This is a genomic window from Bacteroides sp. MSK.20.82 (assembly GCF_019052485.1).
GTDB lineage: Bacteria > Bacteroidota > Bacteroidia > Bacteroidales > Bacteroidaceae > Bacteroides > Bacteroides thetaiotaomicron.
Genome location: NZ_JAHQUN010000009.1, coordinates 166665 through 190748, shown reverse-complemented (window position 1 = coordinate 190748; position 24084 = coordinate 166665). Strand labels below are relative to the sequence as shown.

The following is a 24084-nucleotide window of genomic DNA, read 5'->3' as shown; positions in this document are numbered from 1 at the left end:
GTATCAAACGTGAACAAAAAGCGTTGAGTTATAATGTACAGCAAGTAAAGGGAGATGAATTGACTAATATAAAGGATGCTAACTTTATTAATGCTTTATCAGGAAAAGTAGCTGGCGTAACAATAAATGCTTCTTCAGCCGGTGCTGGGGCTGCGGCTCGTGTAGTTATGCGTGGTACAAAGTCTTTGGAGAAAAATGATAATGCACTTTATGTTATTGATGGTATTCCAATGTTTAATGTAAATTCAGGAGATAATGCTGGAGGTACGATGAACAAACAGCCAGGATCTAATAGCGTAGCTGATATTAATCCTGAAGATATTGAGAGCATGACAATTTTAACAGGACCTTCCGCTGCAGCCTTGTATGGTTCGGATGCTTCTAATGGAGTTATTCTTATCACTACTAAAAAAGGTACTGTAGGAAAAGTGCAAATTTCTTATAGTAATAGTACAAGTTTTTCATCTCCGATGATGATGCCGAAGTTTCAGAATATTTATGGTAATCGTGAAGGAGAGTTAGGCAGTTGGGGGAGCTTGATGGATACTCCTAGCAACTTTGATCCATCTGACTTCTTCAATACGGGAATGACGGAGATGAATGGTTTCACGTTGACCACTGGTACTGAACAAAATCAAACTTACGCATCTGTCTCTACTACAAACTCTACAGGTATCTTACCTAATAATGCTTATAACCGCTATAATTTCTCTATTCGTAATACCGCTAAATTCTGTGATAATAAGTTGAGTCTTGATTTGGGAGCTCAATATATTATTCAAAATAATAAGAATATGGTAGGTAGTGGACAATATTTTAATCCCTTGGTATCTCTTTATCTTTTTCCACGAGGTGAAAACTTTCAGGAAGTACAGATGTATGAACGCTATAGTGAGGCTCGAAACCTTATGGTACAATATTGGCCGGAATCTATATTTGGTACTGATTTGGATATGCAAAACCCATATTGGATTATGAATCGAATGCAGAATGAGCTTTCTAAACGTCGTTATATGTTTAATGCTAGTCTGAAATGGGATATAACAGATTGGGTGAATGTAACAGGGCGAGTACGTGTGGATAATTCAGATAGCGATAGTTATGAAAAGTATTATGCTAGTACACGAGGTACTTTTACAGAAAGTAGTTCTAAAGGTTATTATGGACATACTAAACAAAATGATCGGTCTGTTTATGCTGATGTAATGGCTAGCATAAATAAGAATTTCTTTGATGACAAACTTTCATTGAATGCAACTGTTGGTGCTTCTATTAATGATATTCAGGAAGATGCTATGTATCTAAAAGGAGGATTGGAGCAAATTCCTAATTTCTTCCATTATGGCAATATTAATGTCAATACTTCCAAGCGTAATGAATCAAAATGGCATGATCAAGTACAAAGTGTTTTTGCAAGTGCAGAATTAGGATGGAATCATCAATTGTATTTGACTGTCACTGGGCGTAATGACTGGGCATCTCAATTAGCTTTTACCAGCAAAGGTTCCTACTTTTATCCGTCTGTTGGTCTGTCATGGCTTGTTAGTGAATCTGTAAAGCTACCAAAAGCTATTTCTTATTTGAAAGTTCGTGGTTCGTGGGCGGAGGTCGCTTCTTCCCCTAATCGATACCTTACCCAAATGCAATATACTTATAATGAGCAAACAAATACATATGAATATCCTGCAAGTCATTATAATACTAATCTGAAACCAGAAAATACAAAATCATGGGAACTAGGCGTCAATGCTAAATTCCTTGGCAACCGTATTAATTTAGATATGACCTTCTATCGTTCTAATACCTTCAATCAGACATTCTATGTTGATGCATCGGCTTCATCTGGATATAAGAATAATATTGTGCAGACTGGTAATATTCAGAATCAGGGTATTGAGCTGGCTTTAGGATATTCTGATACATTTGATAAAGTGAAGGTATCTACAAATTTCACTTACACTCTTAATCAAAACAAGATCGTTAGTTTAGCGAATGGTGCCATCAATCCGGAAACCGGCGAAGCTATCGAAATGGAGTATTACTCAAAAGGAACATTGGGAACTAGTGGTGGTCCGACTTTAAGACTCTATGAAAACGGATCAATGGGAGATATTTATATCAATCAGCGTTTGCGTCAGTCTCCTAATGGATATATTTGGAAAGACCCCTCTAATGGAAGTTTGGCTATTGAAAATACGGAATACCGCAAGGTTGGCTCTATTCTTCCTAAATATTATTTGGGATGGAATGGTAGTGTTGCTTGGAAGGGATGGAATCTTGGATTTGCATTCACCGGGCGTTTTGGAGGATTAGTTGTATCGGATACACAAGCCATGATTGATAAATATGGTGTATCTGAAAGTTCTGCAGTTGCTCGTCAGGCAGGCGGTGTATGGGTTGGAGACAGTAAAGTGGATGCTGAGGAATATTATAGTAAAGTAACTACCGCTGTTGGTACTTATTATACATATAGTGCAACGAATATTCGCCTTTCTGAACTGAGCTTGAGCTACCAACTTCCTAAAACATGGTTCAAAAATCATGTAAATATGACACTGGGGCTTACAGGAAAGAATTTATGGATGATTTATTGTAAAGCACCTTATGATCCGGAAAGTACATCTTCTGTCACTAGTAATTTCTATCAGGGGGTTGACTATTTTCAACAACCTAGTTTGAGAAGTCTCGGATTTAATGTCAAACTAACATTCTAGTTTAGATTATGAAAAAGAATAAGATAATAAAGAAGTTTGCAAAACTGTCTGTGTATACTTTGTTAGTAGCACTAGGAACAGGTTGTACCGATAAATTTGAAGAGTATAATACAAATCCCTTTGGACCTAAACCTGACCAAATGCTGGGTGATAATGCAATCACCGGATCATTGATTAAAAGCATGATTCCTGCATTAGTACAAGGACAACAGAACAATTCACAGATGTTGGATCAGATGATTGGATCTGAATATGGTGGAGAAATTACTTGTATCGCCCAATGGGGTAATGGAGGTAATTATTATACTTACAATCCAAGAGTTGGGTGGTATGGAAATATGTTTGATACTACTATGCCACAGATTTATACCGGATATTTCCAGATACGTGATCTTTCTGATGGCAAAGGATTGGCTTATCAATGGGCACAGATTCTTCGTGTGGCAGCTTCACTTAAAATTAGTGATTGTTATGGACCGATTCCTTATTCTCAAATTACAGGAACTGCTTTTACTGTAGAATATGACAATATGGAGGATCTTTATAAACACATGTTTGATGATTTGGATGAAGCGATTTCCGCTTTTAAAGTAGCAGTGTTAGGTAATGAAGATATGAGTTCTTTATCAGAATACGATCTTGTATTTAATGGAGATTTTAACAAATGGGTGAAATTTGCCAATTCTTTAAAGCTTCGTATGGCAATGCGCATTTCTAGTGTTTCTCCAGCACTTGCCAAGGAGAAAGCAGAAGAAGCTGTTTCTGATGTAATTGGTGTGATGACATCTGCATCAGATGCTGCATATAGTAAATATAATGACGGTATGAATCCATATTATCGTGTTACTTCTTCATGGAATGAAATTCGTATCAGTGCTAATATCACTTCATATTTAAGCGGTTATAATGATCCTCGTTTGGCTAAATATGCATCAGAAGCAGATGCTTCTATCGGTGGAGGACAAATAGGAGTGCGAAATGGTATTTACCAAAGTGCTACAACTCAGGCAAATTATACAAAATTCTCCCGCGTGAATATTGGTATAGATGATGAATTGCTCATTATGTCTGCATCTGAAGCTTATTTTTTACGTGCAGAAGCTGCATTGATGTATAAATGGAATATGGGAGGAACTCCCAAAGAACTTTATGACACAGGAGTGACAGTGTCTATGGAAGAACGTAAAGCTACTATTGGCGATTATTTGAAAAGTGAAAAGGTTCCTGCTGCTTACAGTGATCCTTCGGATTCAGGTAAGGATATAGCAGCAGTGTCAACTGTAACTCCGAAATATAATGAATCAGCAAGTGTTACAGAGAATTTGGAGCGTATTTTGATTCAGAAGTGGATTGCCAATTTTCCGAATGGTTGGGAAACGTGGGCTGACATTCGTCGTACAGGTTATCCTAAACTATTCCCTATCGTGAATAATCTGAATACAGATGGGGTGACAGTGCAGCGTGGTATGCGTCGTTTGCCTTTCCCTCAGTCAGAATATAATACGAATAATGCAAATGTGAAAGCAGCTGTATCAATGTTAGGTGGTGCAGATAACTCTGCCACAGATCTTTGGTGGGCTAAGAAAAATTAAATCAGAACGTTAAAATAATTTTTATTATGAAAACGAGCAAATTGAAAAAAATAATATACGGAATAGGAATTTCTCTCTTTTTTTCGCAGGGATTCTTAAATATCGCATGTAGTGATTGGACCGACATAGAGGCGAAAGATTATTATGAACCTCCTACGCAAGGTTATGAAAATAATTTGAAGGATTATTTTAACTCTCCACATAAGATTATGTTTGGCTGGTTTGGTAACTGGGCAGGTAAGGGAGGTTCTTCCATGCAATATGCTTTATGTGGATTACCGGACAGTACGGATTTTGTGAGCCTTTGGCTCTGTTGGGGAAATCTGACGGTTGAGCAACAGGCTGATTTAAAAGACTTTCAGGCTAAGGGTTCCAGAGCAGTGCTTTGTTGGCGCGCAGGAGATATTGGTGATAATCTCACACCGGGGGGTAACGATGATGCAGTGAAGGAAGCGTTTTGGGGCTTTGATCCTAAAGATGAGCAATCTTGCATTGAGGCTGCTAAGAAATATGCACTTGCTATTGTAGATACATGTAACAAATATAATATCGATGGATTTGATTATGATATTGAGGATTGGGGGACTTTAATGAACTCCAGTATGCCATCAGTACCCAATGCGTTTATGAAGACTTTACGTGAGGAGTTTGATAAGACGGGGAAAATGTTGGTTGCTGATATCCCTGGTGGTGCAGGTTGGTTGAGCTTTTATGAAGTGCTTTCAGAGGAAACAGTTCTAAGTCTTGATTATATAGCTTGGCAGACCTATGAACTAGGACATTCTGGATTGGATTCTTTCTTTGAAGCTGTACGTAGAAGTCACCCTAATGTCTTTAAAGAAGCTATGGGGAAATCTATTGTGACTGCAACTTTTGAAAGAGCAGTGGATAAGCATTACTTTACCGAGCAACAGAGCTATCATCCGGCTTGTGGAATAGAACATGCAGGTATGGGGGCTTATCATATTGAGTATGATTATCCTGGAAATCCTGATTATCCCACAGTGCGTGCAGCTATTGCTGCACAGAATCCTCCTATTAATAACTAAAAGAAAGGGTTAAACAATGAAGAGAATATCTTTACTTAAAATAATGGCATTTGGGGTACTGGCACTGGTCCATACTGCATGTGAAAATGCTAAGTATGATGTTATAGATAATTTAGTCTATATAAATGAAGCGTCTACATCCAAAACTAAAGAATTGACATTGACAGAGGGTACGACGCGTACTTCGTTAACTGTACGTTTGGTGAATATTATTAATCAAACAATAAAAGCTAATTTATTTATTGACGAATCTGTATTAGATGCTTATAATAAGAAGAATGAAACTAATTATAAAATGCCTCCTAAAGAATATATATCATTTCCTGAATCAGTGACAATTGAAGCAGGTTCTGTAAGTGCAGATCCTGTGAATGTTGATATTAAAAGTTTTGAAGCTGAAGGCGGTGCTCAATATGCAATTCCCATCAGTATTAAGAATGTGGAAGGAGGTATTGAGAAGTCGGAATCCTCTTCCAGTTTTTTATTGGTTCTTGTGAAGCCTTTGAAACAAGCTGTTCCTAAATTAACATGGTATAATGGTATGCATGCAGCCCCGGAAGGAGCTTGGGGGTTAGCTTTGCCAAATTATACATTGGAATGGTGGAGTAAAGTCACCTCTAAATCAGGGAACGGTGGATATACTAAGAATAATCAGGCTATAATAAACTCAGGAGGTTCAGGGACAGAACTATATATACGGTTTGGTGACTTAATCTATTCCGAGAATGGTAGCTATAAAAATAATTTCCTACAAGTAAAAACGATGGGGTCTCAATTTGATACAGGTGATCCAACTAAGGGAAAAGGTTTAGAAGCACAAAAATGGTATCATTTTGCAGTGAGTTATGATGCAGCATCCGGTACTACTTTATTGTACCAAAATGGTACTGTAGTTGCCTCATTATCTTCTTCAATAGGACAACCGATGAATATTGATCAATTTCAGATGATTTCTTCAGGAGAAGAATATTTTCCGGATTTCTGTGAAATGTGTCAGGTTCGTTTTTGGAAAGTTACACGCACAGTTAATCAGATAAAGAAATCTATGTATACCGAAGTTGACTATACAGACAAGAATTTGTTGTTGTATCTGCCAATGAATGAAGGTGAAGGAGCTACAATACTACACGATGTAACCGGTAATGGTCATGATGTGGAAATTGGCAATTCTAACCTAGGTAACGAAAACCGTCAAAAGGTGACATGGGAAACATATTCATTTGCTCAATAATTTAAAACAGTATGATATGAAAGCATTATTTAAATATATATTATACAGTACATTTTTTGCTATGTCATTGCCATTAGTCACAGCATGTGACGATGACGAAGCAACAGATCCGTATGATATCAATTATGTCTATATTTATAAACCAAGTGAAACAAATGCTACTTTAGAGTATAAAGGAGACGGAACTTTTTTGAAAGAAATCGCCACCGAACATATTTTGTCTCCTGTCAGGTGTACTAAACCTGCACCACAAGATTTGACCATCCAATTAGCTATTGACAGGTCATTGGTAGATGCATACAACAGTGAATATGGAACGAGCTATGTAGCTTTACAAAATGCAGAACTGGAAAATGCAACTTTGTATATAAAACAAGGGGAATATATCTCTGTAGATACTTTAAAAGTGCATTATACTAATATGGAAGAATTTAAGAACGGATCGGAAAATTATATTCTCCCGATTGCTATAACTTCTATTAATGGAACAGGAGTATCAGCGAGTGAAAGTAATAGTAAGATATTCTTGACATTTGAATCGACTTACAAACCAAATCATGTCACACTGACTTCAAGTAAAGAATATCTGTTAGAGTATCAGTATAGTCAAGGATTTACAAATTTAAGCAGTGAATGGAAGCTTGACGGTATCTTAAAATCGGCATGGGCCGCAGATGGTGACACCAAAGTTACTCTTGCTATTAATCCGGCATTAGTTGGAACGTATAATGCATTGCATGGCACAGATTATTCTTTACTGACTAGTGCAAGTTTGAAGCAATCGACAATAATGATTAAACAAGGAAAAACAACTCCGGAAGAGAGTGTTGCCTTGAGTTTTTCGGATGATATGGCTTCTGTGCAGCTGGGTACTAACTATGTTATTCCAGTGACAATCACGAATGTTGATGGAGTAGGAGCAGATATAGGCGAGAATAAAGTTATATATATTGTTTATAAAACAGCACTTGTCGGATTTTTATCTTGTGTAGACAAACCGGTAGGTTCTGTAATAAATGACCATTCGGGTTGGAGTTTTACTTTGAATGGACAATCTAGCGACTTGTATGATTATGTTCCGGATGGCAGCATACTTGATATCGATTTGGGAAAACAAGAGAATATAAAAACTATTGCTTTACATTTCTATGAATGGTTTTATTCTTCGGAAAGTGCAAGTATAGCGATAAGTAATGATGGAGAGAAATATGAGGATCTTGGTGTAGCTTCAGGATTTGCAAATAAGACAAGTTACATTCTTCTTCTTGTGGCTAAACAAGCGCAATATATAAGAGTAACTTTCCATGGAGCTCTTTATTATTCTCCTTATATTAATACTGTAGGTATTTATACTGAAACTGAATAAAAAATGGCCCAAGTTTATTACTGAATGAGCTTGGGCTATTTGCTGTTTATATCATGTTGTGATCAGTTCTAAGTTTTCTTTGTTAATAAAACTTAGAACTGATTTTTTTCTTGAGTATCTTATATTTTTGGATTGTATTATCTAAAAACTAATTAAAGGAAATGCTATGAGAATCATTCGCCGTATTATTTTTCAGCTGCTTTGTTTGTTGGGAGCATGTTGTTATATTCCTGCAACAGCACAAGTCGTTTTAGTTGATAATGGAAAAACTAAATCCAGGATTATTCTATCAGAAAATGACCAGATTAATCAAATATCAGCAAATTTATTTCAATTGTTCCTTCAGAGAATTTCAGGTTGTACATTTCCCATTGTAAAAGGGCAGAATGCAAAAAAAGGAGATATTATAATCAGTAGCAAAACCCCAGCTGGAGTGACAGAAGACGGTTTCAGCCTATCTACGAAAGATGGAATCTTACGTATTTCAGGCAGTGGGAATGGGACAGTCTACGGAGTTGTAACTTTACTCGAACAATATCTTGGAGTGGATTACTGGGGAGAAAACGAATACTCTTTTAACCCTGCGAAGACAATCGAACTGCCGCTTATCGATAAAATAGATAATCCGGCTTTCCGTTACCGCCAGACACAATGTTATGCTATTCGTACAGACTCCATATATAAATGGTGGAACAGGCTGGAAGAGCCAAACGAAGTGTTTGCTGCCGGTTATTGGGTGCATACTTTTGATAAGTTGCTTCCTGCTTCCGTATATGGAAAAGACCATCCGGAATATTATTCTTATTTTAAAGGCAAACGCCATCCCGGGAAAGCAAGCCAATGGTGTCTGAGTAACCCGGAAGTTTTTGAAATCGTGGCTCAGCGGATTGATTCTATTTTTAAGGCAAATCCGGATAAGCATATTATGTCTGTGAGTCAGAATGATGGTAATTATACCAATTGTACATGTGATGCCTGCAAAGCGATAGATGATTATGAAGGAGCACTCTCAGGAAGTATCATTACTTTTTTGAATAAGCTGGCTGCCCGTTTTCCCGATAAGGAATTTTCCACGCTTGCCTATCTGTATACGATGAATCCTCCGAAACATGTGAAGCCATTGCCGAATGTGAATATCATGCTTTGTGATATAGATTGTGACCGTGAAGTGACTTTGACGGAAAATGCCTCAGGTAAAGAGTTTGTGAAAGCAATGGAAGGCTGGGCTGCCATCACTAATAATATTTTCGTGTGGGATTATGGTATTAATTTTGATAATTATCTGGCTCCGTTCCCTAATTTTCATATCTTGCAGGATAATATTCGTCTGTTCAAAAAGAATCATGCCACTATGCATTTCTCACAGATTGCAGGAAGCAGGGGAGGAGACTTCGCTGAGTTACGTGCCTATCTGGTATCTAAGTTAATGTGGAACCCCGAAGCGAATGTTGATTCTTTGATGCAGCATTTCCTGCATGGATACTATGGAGAGGCTGCGCCATACCTTTATCAGTATATCAAGGTGATGGAGGGAGCGTTGATAGGTAGCGGACAAAGATTGTGGATTTATGATTCTCCTGTTTCCCATAAATACGGAATGCTGAAACCACAACTGATACGACGTTATAATCAACTGTTTGATGATGCAGAGAAAGCGGTGGCTGAAGATAATAAATTCCTGAAGCGTGTGCAGCGTGCCCGCTTGCCCATTCAGTATTCGGAATTGGAAATTGCCCGTACTGAGACTGGTACGGATATGAATGAGATCAGTCCGAAATTGGCACTTTTTGAAGAACGGGTGAAAGAATTTAATGTACCGACATTGAATGAACGTTCCAATTCTCCTGTGGAATATTGCCAGTTGTATCGGGAGAGATATATGCCCCGTGCAGAAAAAAGCGTTGCGATAGGAGCGAAGGTTACTTATCTTATTCCTCCTACCGGTAAATATGCAGAAATCGGAAAAACGGCATTAGTGGACGGACTATTCGGAGGATCTACTTTCGTTGAAAGCTGGATCGGCTGGGAAGGAACAGACGGTGCTTTTGTTATAGATTTGGGTAAAGAGAAAGAAATACATAGTATAGATACGGATTTCCTGCATCAGATCGGAGCCTGGATTCTTTTCCCTCTGAAGGTGGTTTATTCCTATTCTGAAGATGGAGAGAATTATACACATTGGGGAACACATGATATGCCGGAAAACCGTTCGGGGAAAGTGGAGTTCCGCGGAGTGAAGACTGAATCGGAAATGCCAGTGCATGCCCGTTATGTGAAAGTTGAGGTCACCGGTACGAAAGAATGTCCCGAATGGCATTATGGTGTAGGGCATCCTTCGTGGTTCTTTATCGACGAAGTAACAATAAAATAAAAAAAAGTAGGGGCAAGCGTTAGTAGTTTGCCCTTCTTAGTTGTATTATATATAGATGGGTCAGAAAAATGACCCTTTCATCTATATACTATTGAACTATGCAACAGAATAAAACTGCTTCTCAAGGAAAAACTATCAACCCGATTTATTGGGTACCTACCGCTTATTTTGCAATGGGACTTCCCTTTATTGCCATCAATTTGGTTTCCGTATTCATGTTTAAGGATTTGGGTATTTCTGATACTCAGATAACGTTTTGGACTTCTCTTATCATGATGCCCTGGACACTCAAATTCTTATGGAGCCCTTTTCTTGAAATGTATCGGACCAAAAAGTTTTTTGTACTGGTAACCGAACTGTTGAGTGGTATATTGTTTGGAGTAGTAGCTTTTTCGTTATTCTTTGATTATTTCTTTGCTATCAGTATTTCCACTATGGCGGTGATTGCGTTCAGTGGAGCCACACATGATATCGCTTGCGATGGTGTATATATGGCAGAACTGAATAAAGAGGATCAGGCTAAATATATTGGAGTGCAGGGGGCTTTCTATAATGTGGCAAAATTGGTTGCTAATGGTGGATTAGTTGCTTTGGCAGGTATGCTGGCCGAACATTTCGGGGCAATAGAAGGAGCTTCGATAGATGCCAATAAGGGTGCATATTCATCTGCATGGATGATTATTTTTGCCGTAATTGCTGCAGTAATGGTATTGCTCGGTCTTTATCATATAAAGATGTTGCCTTCTACACAAGTTCCTGCTACCGGAAAAAAAACTACTTCAGAAATCATGCAGGATTTGGTAAATGTGATTGGGAACTTTTTTACTAAAAAACATATAGTATATTATATCTTCTTCATTATTCTCTACCGATTGGCGGAAGGATTTATAATGAAGGTTGCTCCTTTGTTTCTGCGTGCCTCCAGAGAGGTCGGAGGTCTGGGGCTGTCATTGACAGAAATCGGCACATTGAATGGCGTCTTTGGTTCTGCCGCCTTTGTTATCGGTTCATTGCTAGGTGGAATATTTGTTGCCAGATATGGATTGAAGAAAACATTATTCATGCTTTGTTGCGTGTTCAACCTTCCTTTCCTTGCTTATACTTTCCTTGCTGTAGTCCAGCCGACCAGTCTTTATCTGATCGGAACATGTATCACAATGGAGTATTTCGGCTATGGTTTCGGATTTGTCGGACTGACCTTGTTCATGATGCAGCAGATTGCTCCTGGCAAACATCAGATGTCACATTATGCATTTGCTTCGGGAATCATGAATCTGGGAGTTATGCTTCCGGGAATGATCAGCGGCTATTTTAGTGATTTACTGGGATACCGTAGTTTCTTTATCTATGTACTGATCGCAACAATTCCTGCTTTTTTGATGACCTATTTTATACCTTTTACGTATGATGATTCAAAAAAGAAAAAATAAATTGCTATTTTTGAGTGATAATAGATAACTAATTACTAAATAAATAATTATTATGAATAAGATTCAAATTCCCTGGGAAGAACGTCCTGTCGGATGTACAGATGTAATGTGGCGTTACTCGCAAAATCCGGTCATCGGACGCTATCATATTCCTTCATCCAATAGTATTTTCAATAGTGCTGTCGTACCTTTCAAAGATGGGTTCGCCGGCGTATTCCGTTGTGACAACAAAGCTGTACAGATGAATATCTTCACAGGGTTCAGTAAAGATGGTATTCATTGGGATATTAGTCATGAACCGATTCAATTTAAAGCCGGTAACACGGAAATGATCGAATCCGAATATAAATATGACCCGCGTGTTACATGGATTGAAGACCGATATTGGATTACTTGGTGTAACGGCTATCATGGACCTACTATCGGTATTGCCTATACATTTGATTTTATAGATTTCTTCCAATGCGAGAATGCCTTCCTGCCTTTCAATCGTAATGGAGTACTTTTCCCGCAAAAGATAGATGGCAAATATGCTATGTTAAGTCGCCCCAGCGACAATGGACATACACCGTTCGGTGATATTTATATCAGCTACAGTCCGGATATGAAATACTGGGGTGAACACCGTTGTGTTATGAAAGTGACTCCTTTCCCTGAAAGTGCCTGGCAGTGTACCAAGATTGGTGCAGGTTCGGTACCTTTCCTTACTGATGAAGGCTGGTTGCTTTTCTATCATGGTGTTATCACTACTTGCAACGGTTTCCGTTATGCAATGGGTTCGGCGATACTCGATAAGGATCATCCCGAAAAGGTACTTTATCGTACCCGTGAATATCTGATAGGTCCGGCTGCACCTTATGAACTTCAAGGTGATGTGCCCAATGTGGTATTCCCATGTGCGGCATTGCAGGATGGTGAGCGTGTAGCTGTTTATTATGGAGCTGCAGATACTGTTGTAGGAATGGCTTTCGGCTATATCCAGGAAATAATTGATTTTACAAAACGGACGAGCATTATCTAAGAAGGATATGAGACGTATATTATTAACTTGCACAATGGCTTTCACCCTTCTCCCCGTATTTGGGGGAGAGGGTAAGGCCCCCCCTATGAATAAGGAAAAGAGTCTGTTGATAGATTATGTAGATCCTTTTATTGGAACGACAAATTTCGGTACCACTAATCCCGGAGCTGTTTGCCCGAATGGAATGATGTCCGTAGTACCTTTTAATGTGATGGGTTCTGCTGATAATACTTATGATAAAGATGCACGTTGGTGGTCCACGCCTTATGAATATACCAATTGTTTCTTTACAGGATATTCTCATGTAAATCTGAGTGGTGTCGGTTGTCCTGAACTGGGTTCTTTATTGCTGATGCCTACTACCGGAGAACTGAATGTAGACTATAAGGAATATGGGAGCAAATATAAGGATGAACAGGCTTCTCCCGGCTATTATTCCAATTATCTGACGAAGTATAATATAAAGACAGAAGTCTCTGCTACTCCGCGTACAGGTATTGCCCGTTTCACTTTTCCTAGAGGAAAGAGTCATATACTTCTGAATTTGGGCGAAGGCCTGACCAATGAGAGTGGAGCCATGCTTCGTCGTGTAAGTGACAGCGAAATAGAGGGAATGAAACTATTGGGTACTTTCTGTTATAATCCCCAAGCTGTATTTCCCATCTATTTTGTGATGAGAGTGAACAAAGTTCCCACCACAACCGGATATTGGAAAAAGCAACGTCCGATGACAGGTGTGGAAGCAGAATGGGATCGAGACCAAGGCAAATATAAATTGTATACCCGCTATGGAAAAGAAATAGCAGGTGACGATGTGGGCGCTTACTTCACTTTTGAAACAGAGGAAGGAGAACAGGTCGAAGTACAGATGGGAGTTTCCTTTGTAAGCATAGAGAATGCCCGTTTGAATTTGGATAAAGAACAGTCGGGAAAAAACTTTGAACAGGTGCTTTCCGATGCCCGTGCACAGTGGAACGATGACTTGTCACGTATCACTGTAGAAGGAGGAACGGATGCACAGAAAACAGTTTTTTATACGGCACTTTATCATTTGTTGATTCATCCGAACGTTCTGCAGGATGTAAATGGTGAATATCCGGCTATGGAGAGCGATCAGATTTTGACAACGAAAGGTACCCGATATACTGTATTCTCTTTGTGGGATACATATCGTAACGTACATCAGCTTTTGACTTTGGTTTATCCCGAACGTCAGATGGAAATGGTACGTACCATGCTCGATATGTATCGTGAACATGGTTGGTTTCCTAAATGGGAATTGTATGGAAGAGAGACTCTTACGATGGAAGGTGATCCAAGTATCCCAGTGATTGTGGATACATGGATGAAAGGATTGCGTGACTTTGACGTAGATCTGGCTTATGAAGCTATGTACAAGTCGGCTACATTACCCGGGGCGGAAAATCTGATGCGTCCGGACAATGATGACTATATGTCAAAAGGATACGTGCCGCTTCGTGAACAATATGATAACTCCGTATCTCATGCACTGGAATATTATATCGCAGACTTTGCCCTTTCCCGTTTTGCGGATGCTTTAGGAAAGAAGAAAGATGCGGAAATGTTCTATAAACGCTCTTTGGGATATAAGCATTATTATAGTAAGGAGTTCGGTACATTCCGACCTATTCTTCCGGACGGAACTTTCTACAGTCCGTTCAATCCGAGGCAGGGAGAGAACTTTGAACCGAATCCCGGTTTCCACGAAGGTAATTCTTGGAATTATACTTTCTATGTACCACATGATGTATATGGATTGGCTAAACTGATGGGTGGAAAGAAACCTTTTGTCAATAAGCTGCAAATGGTGTTTGATGAAGGACTATATGATCCGGCTAACGAACCGGATATTGCTTACGCTCATCTGTTCTCTTACTTTAAAGGTGAAGAATGGCGTACACAGAAAGAGACACAGCGACTGCTGGATAAGTACTTTACGACCAAACCGGACGGTATCCCTGGAAATGATGACACAGGTACGATGTCTGCATGGGCTATTTTCAATATGATAGGTTTTTATCCCGACTGTCCGGGATTGCCGGAATATACATTGACTACTCCGGTATTTAATAAAGTAACGATCCGCTTGGATCCTAAATGGTATAAGGAAAATGAGCTGGTAATTGAGAGTAATCGTACCGGATCGGAAACTCTTTATATAAATAAGGTGTTATTGGATGGTAAGAAGTTCAATAAATACCGCATTACCCACGATGAACTTGTTCATGGTAAACGCTTGATATTTGATTTGAAATAACACACAGTGTTTCATAGGTATCGTTTTTGGGTTGACAAGGCTGTCGGACTTTTCAGGGTACGGCAGCCTATTTTTTTTACATCTTACCTGAATAATCCTTTCAAAAAGATAGTGTCACTATATGTCTGCGATAGTGACACTATATCAGTGGTATAGTGACACCATTTACCTGGGATAGTGTCATTATCTTATTTTTATAAATATCCCCTTTTCCGTTTTAGTATTAAATATTTGAAATGTAGCCGATTACAAAGTTTCCTTTCATCCGTCTTTTATACGATCAGCGTATAATTAAGATGATGAATAGAAAGAAATTATTTCAACATATCCTTTGGATATTAATCGTAGCAGAATGTTTTCCAATGCTGGCTGTTGCTGCATCGAAACAAAAAGAACAACGTTACAAGATCGCCGTATGTGACTGGATGATATTGAAACGTCAGAAGATTGGTTCGTTCCAATTGGTGCATGAGTTGAAAGGAGATGGAGTCGAGTTGGATATGGGTAGTCTCGGTAAAAGAGAAATGTTCGATAACAAATTGCGTGAGCCCCATTTCCAGCAGCTATTTCGTGAAACAGCTCAGAACTATAATTTAGAGGTTCCTTCTATTGCTATGTCCGGTTTTTATGGACAGTCTTTTTTAGATCGTGCTAATTATAAAGAATTAGTCCGGGATTGTCTGGATGCAATGAAAGTAATGGGTGCCAAGGTCGCTTTTCTCCCTTTGGGTGGAGTGGAAGCAGGCTGGCAGGAAACTCCGGAACTTCGGACAGCTTTAATAAAACGGCTGAAGGAAGTAGGGGATATGGCTGCTTCGGAAAGAGTTGTAATTGGCATTGAAACTCAATTGGATGCAAGAGAAGAAGTGAAACTATTGAAAGAGATTAATTCTCCCGGTATCAAGATCTATTTTAAATTTCAGAATGCATTAGAGAATGGAAGAGATCTATGTAAGGAACTCAAGATTCTTGGAAAAAATAGAATTTGCCAGATTCACTGTACAGATACGGATGGAGTGACTCTTCCTTTCAATGAGCGGCTGGATATGAATAAGGTAAAAAAGACGCTTGACAAAATGGGCTGGAGGGGCTGGCTGGTTGTAGAACGCTCACGAGACAAGGATGATGTGAGGAACGTGAAGAAGAATTATGGAACGAATATTGAATATCTGAAAAAGGTATTTCAAGAGTAATATAATAATTGAGATAATAGGTAGGAGGGACTTCAAACATTATATGTCCTCTTACTATATTAAAAGTCCGAACTTAAAAAAGTTCGGACTTTTTTTTCACTATGCGAATCAAATCCTAATCCTATAGAGATATTGATGCTTTCTCATCCTTTATTTCGGATGCTTGTAACCATTTTGTTTTTTATTTAATTCACTGTTTCCGTTATGGTATCAATCAGCAGAATTTTGGTGGATTACAATGATCTTATCCATTCGTCCTTTATATGAATCGGTTAAAGTGGAAGTTAAAACGATGTGAAGATGTGGAGAAGAACGATGATTGGAATATAAAATATTTAAAAGAAAATTTTCAACAATGATGGGGAGGGGAATTATGATATAGTTTAATAAAACTAAGAGAAAAAACTTCAGATTCTATTTTTTATTCTTTTTAAGAGATTACGATTCTTTTAGTTGTATCTTTTTATTTATGTGAATAGATGTCTGATGATGTAATATATCATTTTATATAAATTAAAATTTAATCTATGAAGAGTAAACATTTATTCTTGCGAGTAAAAAGGGATAGTTTGGCATTTGCGGCAGCTATACTTCTTTTTAGTTCTTGTGTCGATGGATACAAGGATGATTGGACCTTCTCATCGGAAGTTCAGGGGGTAACCTTGGAATCACCGTCGACTGAAGGTTGGACTTTTACCAGAAACGTAGATATTACGTCTCTGGAAATTAAATGGCCGGTAGTGCTAGGAGCCGGTGGGTACCAAGTGACATTTTATAATATTGATGATCCTGACAATCCAGTTGTTATAGGCGAAGAGAATGAAGTCGTAGATAAATGTACGATTACGCGTGATATTACTGAAGATACAAAATATAAGGTTGCAGTCAGAGCATTAGGAAATCAGAAGTATAATAACGCTGATGCTGTTGCAGCTACGGAAATGACTTATAATACATTGGTTCGAGTACGTGAAACAATACCAACAGGAACTAATCTGACCGAATATTTTACGGCAAATCCGATTGAGCCTCTTGCAGAAGGAGAAGAAGAAATAGCTTATGAATTAGTGGCAGGTGGTGTATATGAAATGGATGGTAATATTGATTTAGGAACGACTACATTGACTATTCGTGGCGACAAAGTAAATCATGCCAAACTGACAATGAAAAGAAATGCTTCTTTTATAAATCGCGGAGCTGGTCTAAAAATTAAGTTTATAGATTTTGATTTTGATGCTGATACTTACAGTGCTTCTAATAGTAGAGGTGTCGTTATGTTCAATAGCACAGAAGCCGGTATAGTGCAGCAGCCTTATGTTTTCCAATCTTGTACTATAAAAGATCTTCCCGTACCATTATATTACTGTAATAATGGTTATGCTTTGTCGTCATTGTCTATTACTGATTGCTTGGTTAGCATTAATACAGCAAGTACTATATTTATAGCATTCAACGGTCAAGGTTGGATCAAAGATTTGAGCTTTTCAAACAGTACTATTTATTATACGGTTCCCGGATCTGCCTATTTTGTTCAGATGAGAGGACGTACTCCGTCAAACTTTAGCGGATCTGGCTGGAGTACATCGCTTCGGAAAATGAGTAATTGTACGTTCTATCAAATTGGCACTAACAATCGTTTCTTTAATAATGTAATAAACAGTAATAGTGCTGTGTTCTTTTTGGAAATGCAGAATACTATTTTTGCAGACTGTGTCGTAAGTTCGGCCACAGGAACTGAAGGTGTTTTCAGACGGATCTGTAATGCGGGAAATTATGGTAATGTAAATTATACACTTGGATATAATACTTATTATTATAGTGCTGTTCCGGGAGGATTCCTTGATTATGATACTAGTGATGAGAATGGACGAGACCATTCGGGAACAGCTATTAAGGTAGAGCCAAAGTTTGTGAATGCTGCTAACGGTGATTTTACTTTGAGTAGCTCGGAGCATATTGCGAATCGTTGTGGAGATCCACGTTGGCTTCCGACAACAGAATGAATACAATGTATAAACAATAACAGAATACTATGAGTAAAAGATATTTCATTTTAGGCTTATGTATGCTTTTTATACAAGCCTTTGCGCAAATCGTCTATGCCCAAAATGCACGTACGGTGACCGGGGTTGTTGTGGACGAATTTGGTGACCCAATTATTGGGGCTGCAATTAAGATTGTAGATTCTACGGTAGGCACGATAAGTGATATTGATGGTAAATTTAGCCTTCCCGTCCCGGAAGGGGGAAGATTGGCTGTTTCATTTGTAGGATACGTTTCTCAAACAATAACGAATTTGAATAATCCAAAGATTGTATTGAAAGAAGATGTAGCTAATCTGGATGAGGTGGTTATTGTAGGTTATGGTACACAAAAAATGAAAAACATAACGGGGGCGATTGAAACCATTACTCCGGATGAGATTAAAGATCTTTCGGTGGGTAACTTAGGTGATGCATTGAGCGGAATGATGAGTGGTTTGCATGTAAATTCGGGTGGTGGTCGTCCGGGTAGTACCCCAAGTCTACAAATACGCCAAAGTAATATCAATACCAGCATTACTCCCAATTCAACGCGTGGAGGTGATGCAGATCCTAGCCCATTATATGTAATTGACGATTTTATTTCTACAGAGGATGCATTTAATAATTTGGATGTGAGTGAAGTAGAAAGTATTACGGTTTTGAAAGATGCTTCGGCAGCTGTATATGGGGCACGTGCGGCTTACGGTGTCATATTGGTGAAAACCAAGCGCGGTAAGGTAGGTACACCTTCCATATCTTATACAGGGCAATTCGGTTTTACTGATGCTTTGAAAAAACCTAAGATGCTAAGTGCTTATGATTATGGACGTATTTATAATGCCGCACGTGTAGCTGGAACTTCTACCGGTGAATCGGAATCGGATAATAGAAGAACGCAATATTTCCAGGCTGACGAATTGGAAGCAATGAGAGGACTGAACTACGATTTGCTGGATGATGAGTGGAGTGCGGCTTGGACGCAACGCCACAGTTTCAGTATTAATGGCGGTACAGAGAAGGCTACTTATTTTGCGGGTGCATCTTACTATAATCAAGAAGGTAATATGGGACGTTTAGATTATGATCGTTGGAACTTCCGTGCGGGTGTTAATGCTAATATCGGTAAGTGGATTAAAGCCTCCTTACAGTTCTCAGGTGACATGGGTGAACAGAATAACTCACGTAATGGTATAACCAGTGGTGGGACAGATGCTGATTTTAATTCTCTAATGACACATTTGCCTTTTGTGCCCGGATATGTAGGTGGACGTCCTGTTATATATACAGGTATGGAAAATGTGTCTTCGGGCTTAAGTGCTGTACGACTATTCCATTTTGGAGCAGTTCAGGATTCTCCTGACAATACTCAAAATCAGACAAATAATATGTCCATAAACGGTTCATTGGAATATGATTTTGGTTGGAGCAAATGGTTGAAGGGGCTAAAAGTGAAAGGTTCTTATTCGAGGAGCATTATCAATAATAAGAGTAATAATATCGGTACTAAAATGAATGTCTACAGGCTGCTGGAACGTGGTGGCAGTGGAAATCACCTTTATACTGGCGATGATATAAATATAGATGATAGCAATTTTGGTACTTTTACTTTGGATAATGGTAATTTATTGAGCCGTGCGATGAATAAAACGGATAACTACCAGATGAACTTGACAGTCAGCTACGCACGTCAGTTTGGTTTGCATAATGTGAATGGATTGTTTTCTATTGAAAAGGCAGAATCGGAATATGAATATCTGACCGGTACTGTAACTGATCCTTTCAGCTTTACCGATGGACAATCTAATTCGACAGCTACCGGTGCGGATCAAACGACTACGTTCGGTCGTACGGAATCGGGTATGCTCTCTTATATCGGTCGTCTGAACTACTCGTATGCAGACAAGTATTTGTTTGAGTTCCTGCTTCGTTCGGATGCATCTACCAAATTTGCTCCTAGTAACTACTGGGGAATGTTCCCTTCATGGTCAGCAGGTTGGGTTATCTCGGAAGAAAGCTGGTTTAATAAAGAAAAACTAGGTATTGATTTCTTGAAAATTCGTGGTTCATTCGGTATTTTGGGAAGAGATAATATACAACCTTGGTTGTGGACACAACTTTATAGCCGAAATGCAGATGGAGGTCCTATATTTGGTACAGCCACCAATACCTATAGTGGTGCAACATTCCAAATGCCGCAAAGAGGGGTCAACGCAGATGTACATTGGGATAAAACCTACAAGACCAATTTAGGTATCGATGTCAGGATGCTGGATAGTAGACTGGGTATTACATTAGATGCTTACTATGATATGGGACGTGAGTTGTTCACAACTTTCACGGGTACTTCTTTCTATCCGACTACTGTAGGTACGCAGGCTACTCCTGAGAACTTTGGAGAAGTTGATACGTATGGTTTAGAACTTACTTTGAATTGGAAAGATAAAATCGGTAAAGATTTTTCTTATTGGGTAAAAATGACTACCGGTTACAGTGATAACAAGATTAAAGAAGCCGGATTCCAGGCTACTCCCGGTTTTGATGACATTGTTCGGGGTGAACGTTCCGACCGTGGTGTGTGGGGATACGAATGTATTGGCATGTTCCGCACCTATCAGGATATCGAAGAGTATTTCGCAGTGAATAAGATCACTTCTTATCTTGGGAATACGAAAGATAACATTCATCCGGGTATGTTGATCTATCGTGATGTACGTGGTCAGCGTAATGCCGATGGTACTTATGGTGAAGCAGATGGCGTGATTGATCAGAATGACTATGTGAAGATTTCCAATCGTGCCAATAATCCTTATGGATTGACTTTTAATTTTGGTGCTTCGTATAAGAACTTCTCATTCAGTGCTCAATTTGGTGCAAGCTGGGGTACTTATGCTCTTGTACAGACAGACTTACGTCAGGAAAAATACGATGATCTGGAATATAAAAATGTATCTGCCATGTGGAAAGATATGTATGTGTATGAAGATGTATTGGATGCCGGTGGTAATGTAGTGGCGCCAATGAACCGGAGTGCTAAATATCCAAACTTAAGATATAGTGCCATAAACGGTCAGGCTTCTACATTTTGGAAAGTTAGCGCAGCCAGCGTTCGATTACGTAATTTGACAGTTGCTTATAGCCTTCCGAAGGAATGGACAAATCGGATCGGCATCAGCAGTTGCCGTCTGAATTTGACTGCTCAGAACCTTTTAAACTTTTACAATCCTTATCCTGATGGTGTTTGGAGTACATGGGGAGGCACTTATGGAAGATATCCTAATTTGCGTAAAGTAACTTTAGGTGTTAATGTCTCATTCTAATATCAAAGAAGATTATGAAAGAAAAGATAAATAAAATATGTTTGACAGCATCGATGGTGACAGGACTAATCTGTTTTACTGGATGCAGCGATGATTTTCTGAAAGACAAGAAAGTATATGGAAGCTATGACGCTTCGGTTGTGTACGAAAATTATGAAACAGCCAAAAGTCGTGTGGACTTTTTATATCAGTCTTTATTGCCTAGTTCTACCGGAGGTTCCAATGCTTTGACCGATATAACCAGTGCGGGTATTGATGACGATTTTTCCAAATGTACGGAGGAATATGGAGACTACTCTATTTTCAATGATCCTACGGCATCTCTTACTATTCAGACTGTTCCCGATTATTTTTATGTAATCAACAGTGAAAGAAGTCCTTGGGGACGTATCCGCGAATGTAATAATGTGATTGAAGGTGTGACGGGAAGTGCGACTCTTTCGCAGACAGAGAAAGAACAATTACTCGGACAAGCTTACTTTTTTCGTGCATGGCGTTATTATCTGTTGGTGAAAATGTATGGTGGTGTTCCCATTGTAGACCACGTCCAGAATCCGGTGATAGGTGATGGTAATGGTGAGAATCTGGTCATTCCTCGTTCCTCGACTAAGGCTTGTATAGACTTTATATGCGATGACTTGGAACTGGCAGCCAGCTATCTTCCTGCACGTTGGCAGAATGAAGGGCAGGATTACGGACGCATAACCGCCGGTGCAGCACTTGCTCTAAAAGGTCGTACATTGTTGCTTTATGCTAGTCCACTTTTTAACCGTGCCGATGACGCATCTCGTTGGAAAGATGCTTACGACGCCAATTTTGCTGCCATCACTAAACTGAATGAAGGTAACTTCGGACTTGCTTATGAAGGCAATGGCGGAGAAGACAATGCCAAGAATTGGGCCAGAATGTTCGCCACTTATACAGGTGGAAGCGAAGCCGTATTTGTTACTTTATATAATAATGTGTCTCCTATTGCTTCACAAAACATCAACCGATACAACTTGTGGGAGCAGGGAATCCGACCAGGAAATATAAACGGAGGCGGAGGAAAGACTCCTACAGCGGAAATAATAGACATCTTCCCGATGATTGACGGTAAGAAACCGATGGAATCAGGAGTTCATTATGACCCTAAAAAGTTCTTTCTAAATCGTGACCCGCGTTTCTACCGTACATTTGCATTTCCGGGGGTAGAGTGGAAATTCAACAGTGGCAATGTCGATTTTTCAGGAGCAACGATGTCTGGTTTATGCCCAACCCGTTATACCAGTGGTGCGAACTATGAACTTTGGAATTATTGTTGGTATACTACGGCTGATGAGCGTAATAATCCGAGTAGAAGCGGTTTTGCAGCCGATATGCTGGGCACTAAGAATAGAGGAGTCTATGTTCGTAAACGTTCGGATGATTTTGATTTGGGCACTAGTCTTTATGTGTTTACTGATAACAGCAGTGGTGATCAGCAGGGATTCAGACGATCGGCAGCTCCTTACATGGAGATACGGTATGCGGAAGTATTGCTGAATCTGGCAGAATCAGCTTGTGGTGCGGGCGGCACTTATCATGCGGAAGGGGTCAAGGCGCTGAAAGCCGTACGTGGCAGAGTAGGCTATACGAGTGCAAATAATTATGGCCTGGATGCGGCGATTGAAACTGACCGTGCTAAATTGTTTGAAGCTATATTGTATGAACGTCAGGTAGAGTTGGCTTTTGAAGGTAAACGTGCGTATGATATGCGTCGTTGGATGCTATTTGACGGAGGTGTAGGACAAGGTGCTTTGAATGCAAGTTGGGCATTGAGTGGCTTTGGAGGTAATACTTGTACTTATTTGGGTGTGACTCCGATGAATGAACGTGGTAAGAGATATCGCATAGAAATCAATGTTGAAGGTACCGGGTCTGCAAATAATGACAGTGATCCGATTAAAAACGTAGAGCGACCAGCAGCACTGACATTGAATGAGAAGATTGCTACGGAAGCAGACGGAGAAACGATTCTTGATCCGGCTGTGTCAAGTATATGTACATTCTATGATACCTATTTCTCACGTAAAGATATCAGTCTTGATGGTAATGTGCTGGACATTAATCCTTATTTCCAACCCAGATATTATTTCTTTGGATTGCGTCAAAGTGCACAGCAAACTAATGCGACATTGTATCAGACCATTGGTTGGGAAGATTATGCTCACGGTGGTATGGGTACTTTCGACCCATTGGCAGAATAAAAGATTTTTCTGATTCCCGGAAAAAAGTAATTTAATATAAAAAGGTGGCCTCAAGGCACTTTCCTTTTAATAGGAAAAGTGTCTTGAGGCCTTTTTTTGCATATAATTTCCAATTAACTTCATTTTTGTTCTTTTTATGTGATTACATATCTTTAAATCATACGTCCTTTTTATGTATGAAGAAAAAGAAGAGTGGTATATGTATTTTATGATTATTTAAGTAGTTTACTAACATGTCTTCATTCAAGAGCTTATGGGAAGCTTCTTATA

Annotated in this window: 13 protein-coding genes; all 13 read left to right on the top strand. The window is 39.1% G+C overall.

What is annotated here, in order from left to right; translation table 11 throughout:
• Positions 1–2 precede the first annotated feature (2 nt).
• Complete coding sequence (locus tag KTR07_RS11205) at positions 3–2714, top strand: SusC/RagA family TonB-linked outer membrane protein (protein WP_312333854.1); 2712 nt, start codon at positions 3–5, stop codon at positions 2712–2714.
• An 8-nt stretch (positions 2715–2722) separates the two neighbouring features.
• Positions 2723–4306: a SusD/RagB family nutrient-binding outer membrane lipoprotein gene (locus KTR07_RS11200; protein ID WP_117981295.1), complete on the top strand. Its 1584-nt coding sequence runs from the start codon at positions 2723–2725 to the stop codon at positions 4304–4306.
• Positions 4307–4332: 26 nt separating this feature from the next.
• Positions 4333–5355, top strand: coding sequence for an endo-beta-N-acetylglucosaminidase family protein (locus KTR07_RS11195; protein ID WP_008765826.1), 1023 nt, complete (start codon positions 4333–4335; stop codon positions 5353–5355).
• Between the two features lie 16 nt (positions 5356–5371).
• Complete coding sequence (locus KTR07_RS11190; protein ID WP_008765825.1) at positions 5372–6586, top strand: BT_3987 domain-containing protein; 1215 nt, start codon at positions 5372–5374, stop codon at positions 6584–6586.
• Positions 6587–6602: 16 nt separating this feature from the next.
• Positions 6603–7952, top strand: a complete 1350-nt coding sequence (locus tag KTR07_RS11185) for a BT_3987 domain-containing protein (protein ID WP_008765824.1) — start codon at positions 6603–6605, stop codon at positions 7950–7952.
• A gap of 166 nt (positions 7953–8118) precedes the next feature.
• Positions 8119–10323, top strand: coding sequence for a DUF4838 domain-containing protein (locus KTR07_RS11180; protein WP_008765823.1), 2205 nt, complete (start codon positions 8119–8121; stop codon positions 10321–10323).
• 98 nt (positions 10324–10421) lie between these two features.
• Positions 10422–11753, top strand: a complete 1332-nt coding sequence (locus KTR07_RS11175; RefSeq protein WP_008765822.1) for an MFS transporter — start codon at positions 10422–10424, stop codon at positions 11751–11753.
• A 52-nt stretch (positions 11754–11805) separates the two neighbouring features.
• Positions 11806–12774, top strand: a complete 969-nt coding sequence (locus KTR07_RS11170; RefSeq protein ID WP_008765821.1) for a 1,4-beta-mannosyl-N-acetylglucosamine phosphorylase — start codon at positions 11806–11808, stop codon at positions 12772–12774.
• 7 nt (positions 12775–12781) lie between these two features.
• The gene (locus KTR07_RS11165; protein ID WP_032840927.1) at positions 12782–15052 is read left to right on the top strand and encodes a GH92 family glycosyl hydrolase; all 2271 of its coding nucleotides are present in this window, start codon (positions 12782–12784) and stop codon (positions 15050–15052) included.
• A gap of 299 nt (positions 15053–15351) precedes the next feature.
• Positions 15352–16245 (top strand): sugar phosphate isomerase/epimerase family protein, encoded by an 894-nt coding sequence (locus tag KTR07_RS11160; protein WP_008765819.1) that lies wholly within the window; start codon positions 15352–15354, stop codon positions 16243–16245.
• Positions 16246–16772: 527 nt separating this feature from the next.
• Positions 16773–18248: a DUF4992 family lipoprotein gene (locus tag KTR07_RS11155; protein WP_008765818.1), complete on the top strand. Its 1476-nt coding sequence runs from the start codon at positions 16773–16775 to the stop codon at positions 18246–18248.
• Positions 18249–18277: 29 nt separating this feature from the next.
• Entirely contained in the window at positions 18278–21586 is a 3309-nt protein-coding gene (locus KTR07_RS11150; protein WP_011107583.1) for a TonB-dependent receptor, read from the top strand.
• Positions 21587–21600: 14 nt separating this feature from the next.
• Positions 21601–23814 carry a RagB/SusD family nutrient uptake outer membrane protein gene (locus tag KTR07_RS11145; protein WP_008765815.1) on the top strand — a complete coding sequence of 738 codons (2214 nt, stop codon included), beginning with the start codon at positions 21601–21603 and terminating at the stop codon, positions 23812–23814.
• Positions 23815–24084: the final 270 nt, after the last annotated feature.

Bases quoted from the DNA above. Each gene is read 5' to 3' on its own strand.
- KTR07_RS11200 (WP_117981295.1), top strand. From the start codon at position 2,723: ATGAAAAAGAATAAGATAATAAAGAAGTTTGCAAAACTGTCTGTGTAT.
- KTR07_RS11195 (WP_008765826.1), top strand. From the start codon at position 4,333: ATGAAAACGAGCAAATTGAAAAAAATAATATACGGAATAGGAATTTCT.
- KTR07_RS11190 (WP_008765825.1), top strand. From the start codon at position 5,372: ATGAAGAGAATATCTTTACTTAAAATAATGGCATTTGGGGTACTGGCA.
- KTR07_RS11185 (WP_008765824.1), top strand. From the start codon at position 6,603: ATGAAAGCATTATTTAAATATATATTATACAGTACATTTTTTGCTATG.
- KTR07_RS11180 (WP_008765823.1), top strand. From the start codon at position 8,119: ATGAGAATCATTCGCCGTATTATTTTTCAGCTGCTTTGTTTGTTGGGA.
- KTR07_RS11175 (WP_008765822.1), top strand. From the start codon at position 10,422: ATGCAACAGAATAAAACTGCTTCTCAAGGAAAAACTATCAACCCGATT.
- KTR07_RS11170 (WP_008765821.1), top strand. From the start codon at position 11,806: ATGAATAAGATTCAAATTCCCTGGGAAGAACGTCCTGTCGGATGTACA.
- KTR07_RS11165 (WP_032840927.1), top strand. From the start codon at position 12,782: ATGAGACGTATATTATTAACTTGCACAATGGCTTTCACCCTTCTCCCC.
- KTR07_RS11160 (WP_008765819.1), top strand. From the start codon at position 15,352: ATGAATAGAAAGAAATTATTTCAACATATCCTTTGGATATTAATCGTA.
- KTR07_RS11155 (WP_008765818.1), top strand. From the start codon at position 16,773: ATGAAGAGTAAACATTTATTCTTGCGAGTAAAAAGGGATAGTTTGGCA.
- KTR07_RS11150 (WP_011107583.1), top strand. From the start codon at position 18,278: ATGAGTAAAAGATATTTCATTTTAGGCTTATGTATGCTTTTTATACAA.
- KTR07_RS11145 (WP_008765815.1), top strand. From the start codon at position 21,601: ATGAAAGAAAAGATAAATAAAATATGTTTGACAGCATCGATGGTGACA.